This is a genomic window from Sulfurimonas sp. (assembly GCF_032250635.1).
Lineage (GTDB): Bacteria > Campylobacterota > Campylobacteria > Campylobacterales > Sulfurimonadaceae > Sulfurimonas.
Genome location: NZ_JAVVFL010000161.1, coordinates 1 through 5,115, shown reverse-complemented (window position 1 = coordinate 5,115; position 5,115 = coordinate 1). Strand labels below are relative to the sequence as shown.

Below are 5,115 nucleotides of genomic sequence, written 5' to 3'. Positions count from 1 at the left end.
GAGAAGTTTACCAATTTTTTCATTTAAAAGAGCATTAATCTGATTTAATGCGCTGTTTAAACCGCTTTTTGTCCTCACGATAGAGACGTTTTCCCACATGATTTTGCGAAGCATGTTCTTTTTCTCTTTGTCCTCTTTAAGGCTCATCACCTCATCACTAATCTCAAATTTAATCTCTTTTTTTGCCTGCTTTTTTCTAAGAATATCCTCTACGGCTCTTTTGCCAAAAACAAGACCCTCCAACAGTGAGTTTGAAGCAAGTCTGTTTGCTCCGTGAACTTTCGTGGAGGCAACCTCTCCCACTGCATAAAGCGATTTGACACTTGGAACAGCACCGTTTATGTCGGTCTTTATTCCGCCTATTGCATAATGAAATGCAGGTGATATCGGAACCCTGTCTTTTGGTGCGTTAAATCCTAAAAGTTGCAGATTTTTGTATATGTTTGGGAATCTTTTCGTAAAATAGAGATGGTCAAAATTTTTAAATGCGAGATATGTCTGCATACCTGTTTTTTTACTATAGTCATATATCGCCTTGCTGACAATATCCCTAGAGGCAAGTTCGCCCCTCTCATCATAATCAAAAAGAAATCGTCTCCCTTTCTCATCTTCAATGGTTGCGCCCTCTCCTCTTAACGCCTCGGTAAGCAGCATTTTTTGCGCTGAGTCGTTATCTACATACACTGTTGGATGAAACTGCATCATCTCCATATCAGCGAGTTCTATCCCCTTTAAGACGCAAAGTCCCTGCATATCAGCACTGATACATGGAGCGTTTGTATGGTACTCATATAGTGAGCCTACCCCGCCGCTTGCGATGATTACGTTATCGGCGTATATATTTCTGCTCTCTCTATGGTCTAGTACCGTCACACCGTAACATTCGCCATCTTTTATAAGCAGGTCTACAACCCTCGCATCACTCAACATGGGATGCGGATTTTGTTCTAGCAAAAAGTAGTGCATGTGTCTGCCTGTTGCATCACCGCCTGCGTGAAGTATGCGCTCTTTGGAGTGAGCCGCCTCTTTCGTGTAGAGCAGCTTTCCATCTTTATCTCTGTCAAAATTAAATCCGCGAGCTATCAAATCATCAATGGTAGCTCTTGAATTTTCGCTCAAAACTCTTACAGCCTCTTCATTGCAAAGTCCAGCTCCTGCGTCAAGTGTATCTTGTATATGTAGAGGAACATCCTCTTTGTCTATCGCCAAAGCTATGCCGCCTTGAGCATAAAAGCTGTTACACTTAAAGGTCTCTCTTTTGTTGATTATAAGAACTTTTTTTGTGCGAGGAAGGTGCATGGCTGCGTATAGTCCGGCAACACCCGCACCTACTATTATTACATCGTATTTCATCTATTTTCATTGCCACTTTCATTATTTTCGCTCTTTTTGATAATAAACTTTACGTTCTCATCACTTTGCGGCGCATCTTCGAGATAATATGGAGCATCTTTATATCCACATCCACTCAAACCTAATAAAAACATTGTTATAATTATCGAATGAAAAACGCCAGTCAAATTATAGATTCTCTTCAAAGTAGACCTCAGCTCTCTAAGTTATCTTATTATAAGTGTATAAAAATAGTGCAATCAATGTTTACGCCGCCTGTGCAGAGGATGATTAACTTTGCTTACATAAAAAACAAAACTCTTTTTTTCGTATTTAATCATCCTGTCGGGAAACAAGAATTCGATAATAGTATACAAAGCATTAAAAGTGCTTTAAAGTTTCATATGCCCTTAGAGTGCAAAGAGTGTGACTCGCTCCTTTTTGACGATATAAGAGCTTTTGTAACACATACTCCAAAAAAAAGTATAGAAGAGTATAAAGAGATAAAACAGGTCTACAAAGAGCGTTCAAGCGGGAATTTTGAAATAAATGTACATGACGAGAAACTAAACTCCCTAATTCGCTCTATCCAAGAGATTATAAAAAAAGCAAATATAAATGAATCTTGAAGAGACTATAAAACAGCTACCCGACTCTGCTGGAATCTACCAATATTTCGACAAGGACGGACACTTGCTCTACGTCGGCAAAGCAAAGAGTCTTGCAAAAAGGGTAAAAAGCTACTTTAATTTCGCTCCCTGCCTAAAGCCAAACACAAACCTCTCAAGCAGAATTACAAAGATGATTTCACAAACTTTCTCCATGAACTATATCATCGTAAACTCCGAACATGACGCGCTTATTTTGGAAAATTCTCTTATAAAACAGCTCGCGCCCAAGTATAATATTTTGCTTCGAGACGATAAGACATATCCCTACATATACATAGACAACTCGGTCGATTATCCGCGCTTTGAGATAACACGAAAGATCATAAAATCTCCGAATATAAAATATTACGGTCCCTACTCCGTGGGTGCGAGAGATATTTTGGATTCTGTTTATGAGCTATGCCGCCTTGTACAAAAAAAAGGCTCTCTTAAATCAAAAAAACTCTGCCTCTACTACCAGATAGGGAAATGTCTGGGTCCATGCGAGAAGGATGTCTCCAAAGAGGAGTATGCGAAAGAGCTTGATTTGGCAAAAGAGTTGATTCAAAACAAAAAAATACTCTTAAAAAAACTGCATGAGAAGATGCACTTTTATGCCCAAAATCTAAGGTTTGAAGAGGCCGGAGCAGTTAGAGACAGATGTGAGAGAATTATGCGCTCAGAGATTAAGAGCGAGATAGATTTTGCAAGCGATGAAAATTACGACATCTTTGTACTTGGACACACGGAGCACAGAGCCGTCGTCGTGCGCATTTTTATGAGAGAAGGCAGAATAATCTCCTCATCCCATGATTACATACAGCTGCATGAGGGGTATGATGAGGATGAACTTTACCAAAGAGTGCTTATGGATTTTTACTCTATCGGCAAACCTCCGATTGTAGCACCCATTTTAGTCGCATCAGAGTTTGAAGGTCGAGAGATTATTGAGAGTTATCTAACAACTATTTTTGAGAAAAAAGCAGAGATACGCATCCCTAAAAAAGGAGATAAAAAACAGCTTATTGACCTGGCTCTCATCAATGCTGCGGAACTTTTAAAGCATGAGCGCAAACAGGACTCAGATGAGATACTAACTCAAATCAAAGAGCTTTTACACTTGCAAAAACTTCCACAAAGAGTAGAGATATTTGACAACTCCCACATGTCAGGCGTCGCAACAGTTGGTGCCATGGCGGTATATGAAGATGGCAAATTTGACAAAAAAAGTTACAGAACATATCATCTTGAAGCCAGAGACGAATACGCCCAGATGAGAGAGACACTCACAAGAAGAGTCCAGAGCTTTTCAAAAAACTCTCCGCCTGATTTATGGATTTTAGACGGTGGAGCAACACTTTTAAAACTCGCACTTGAGATTTTAGAATCTAGCGGTACTTTTTTAGATGTTATTGCCGTATCTAAAGAGAAAATTGATGCCAAAGCTCATCGCGCAAAAGGCAAAGCCAGCGATATCATCCACACAAAACTAGCGAATAGCGATTGCGAAGCAAAGTTTCCTCGAAAAGATGATATTTTTAGACTCAAAGATAGCGACAAAAGACTTCAATGGGTACAAAAATTAAGAGACGAAGCTCACAGATGTGCCATAAACTTTCATAAAAAAACAAAACTCAAACTAGACCAAGAGAGCAAATTGTTAGAACTAAAAGGAATATCTCAAGCAAAAATTGTAAAACTTATAAAACACTTCGGTACGTTTGAGATGCTAAAAAAAGCTACTATAGAGGATATAAGTTCTGTTTTAAACATAAAAGATGCCGATATAATAAAAAATATTTATAAATAAGTTTTTTTTTAAATTATTAATGCTATATTTAGTGCAATTTATAATACTATATTATACAAAGGTTTTTTATGGACAAAATTGTACCAAAAGATGAAGAGTATGTTTTTGAAGGCAAGGTTGCTGTAAGTCAAACAGACTTAGACGGCAACATAACCTTTGTAAATAGAAAATTTTGTGAAATATCTGGTTACTCGCGCGATGAACTAATTGGTCGCAGCCATGACATTATCAGACATCCTGATGTTGAAGAAGCCACTTTTGAAAAAATGTGGAAAACTTTAAAAAGCGGTCAGGTCTGGAACGGAATGCTCAAAAATCTCCGAAAAGACGGACGTTACTGCTGGGTGGATATGGAAATTGCCCCGATTTTTAATAAACAAGAGCAGATGACCGGTTTTATCTCCGTAAGCAAACCTTCTCCAAGAAAAAATATTCAACTAAAAAACAAAACAAACTAAAGGGTTCAAATGTTAATCTATAATCATAAAAAAGAATTTTTAGGAATTGATGAGGGCTACTTAAAAGCTCTTGGCTTATCCAGCTTGGCAGAACTTCAAAATGAAGCAGATGATTTTGCAGACCTTTTTGTAAAAACTCCGGGCTATATCCATAACTTTAAACATGTACACTGGATTGATTACATTACCTGCAATGAGAGTGGCATAGATGCTAAGGTTATCATCAATGTAAAAGGCAGAAATTTTGCTACTCCTATTGAAATTCAAACAATTTATTTAGTTCAAAACCCTTCAGAAAAAGCTTATAGAATCAATCTTCCAAGTATAAAAGCATTAACGGGTGAGCAGAGCCAAAAATTCTCCGCCGACATTGCTCAAAAAAATGCAGCTCTTGAGAAGCCTTCACACGAGGAGCTTTACCATGCACCAGCAGTCATAGAGAGCGTTTCAAATCAAACATCTTACGACCCGTACGAAGAAGATTACGATGCAATTGAGCCCGAAGTACAAGAGAAGAGTCTCTCTCTTGATGTTGAGATAGACAAAGATGACTTTGAGTACACGCCCGAACCTGATTTTGAAGAAAAAAAAGAGGTTGTCCAGAAACAGCCCCTTAAAATAGAGGAGGAGACAACTGAAAGCGATGAAGGGAATCCTTTCGCTAACTATGTCTACAATCCGCAAACGGCATCAGAGGAGCTTGGTCTTCCAATTGATTTGGTAGAGGAGTTTATCCAAGATTTTATTGCTCAAGCAAACAGCTTTAAAAGTGATCTTTATGAATCGGCAAAAAATGAAGACTTAGACCATTTAAGAATACAGTCGCATAAACTAAAAGGTGTTGCGGCCAATCTTAGAGTAGAAG

The 5,115-nt window shown here is 38.3% G+C and carries 5 protein-coding genes and 1 pseudogene; 4 read left to right on the top strand and 2 right to left on the bottom strand.

Annotation, left to right across the window (positions count from 1 at the left end):
* Together nadB and RQ763_RS09390 are read right to left on the bottom strand one after the other, a co-directional pair.
* Positions 1 to 1,353: L-aspartate oxidase (gene nadB / locus RQ763_RS09395; protein WP_314152591.1), on the bottom strand; the 1,353-nt coding region annotated here is incomplete at its 3' end.
* Complete coding sequence (locus tag RQ763_RS09390) at positions 1,350 to 1,538, bottom strand: hypothetical protein (RefSeq protein ID WP_294929747.1); 189 nt, start codon at positions 1,536 to 1,538, stop codon at positions 1,350 to 1,352. The genes RQ763_RS09390 and nadB, both read right to left, overlap by 4 nt.
* A gap of 198 nt (positions 1,539 to 1,736) precedes the next feature.
* Here RQ763_RS09390 and RQ763_RS09385 point away from each other — a divergent pair, with 198 nt between their 5' ends.
* From RQ763_RS09385 to RQ763_RS09370, 4 genes and pseudogenes are all read left to right on the top strand, one after another.
* Positions 1,737 to 1,961: a hypothetical protein gene (locus RQ763_RS09385; protein WP_314152588.1), complete on the top strand. Its 225-nt coding sequence runs from the start codon at positions 1,737 to 1,739 to the stop codon at positions 1,959 to 1,961.
* Positions 1,951 to 3,792, top strand: coding sequence for an excinuclease ABC subunit UvrC (gene uvrC / locus RQ763_RS09380; protein ID WP_314152587.1), 1,842 nt, complete (start codon positions 1,951 to 1,953; stop codon positions 3,790 to 3,792). The genes RQ763_RS09385 and uvrC overlap by 11 nt, the downstream gene beginning before the upstream one ends.
* A 68-nt stretch (positions 3,793 to 3,860) precedes the next feature.
* Positions 3,861 to 4,250: a PAS domain S-box protein gene (locus RQ763_RS09375; RefSeq protein WP_314152586.1), complete on the top strand. Its 390-nt coding sequence runs from the start codon at positions 3,861 to 3,863 to the stop codon at positions 4,248 to 4,250.
* 9 nt (positions 4,251 to 4,259) lie between these two features.
* Positions 4,260 to 5,115: pseudogene (locus RQ763_RS09370) on the top strand (Hpt domain-containing protein); the annotation flags it as partial.

What these genes read in the sequence shown, in the direction of transcription:
- RQ763_RS09385 (WP_314152588.1), top strand. Translation starts at nt 1,737, where the DNA reads ATGCCCTTAGAGTGCAAAGAGTGTGACTCGCTCCTTTTTGACGATATA.
- uvrC (WP_314152587.1), top strand. Translation starts at nt 1,951, where the DNA reads ATGAATCTTGAAGAGACTATAAAACAGCTACCCGACTCTGCTGGAATC.
- RQ763_RS09375 (WP_314152586.1), top strand. Translation starts at nt 3,861, where the DNA reads ATGGACAAAATTGTACCAAAAGATGAAGAGTATGTTTTTGAAGGCAAG.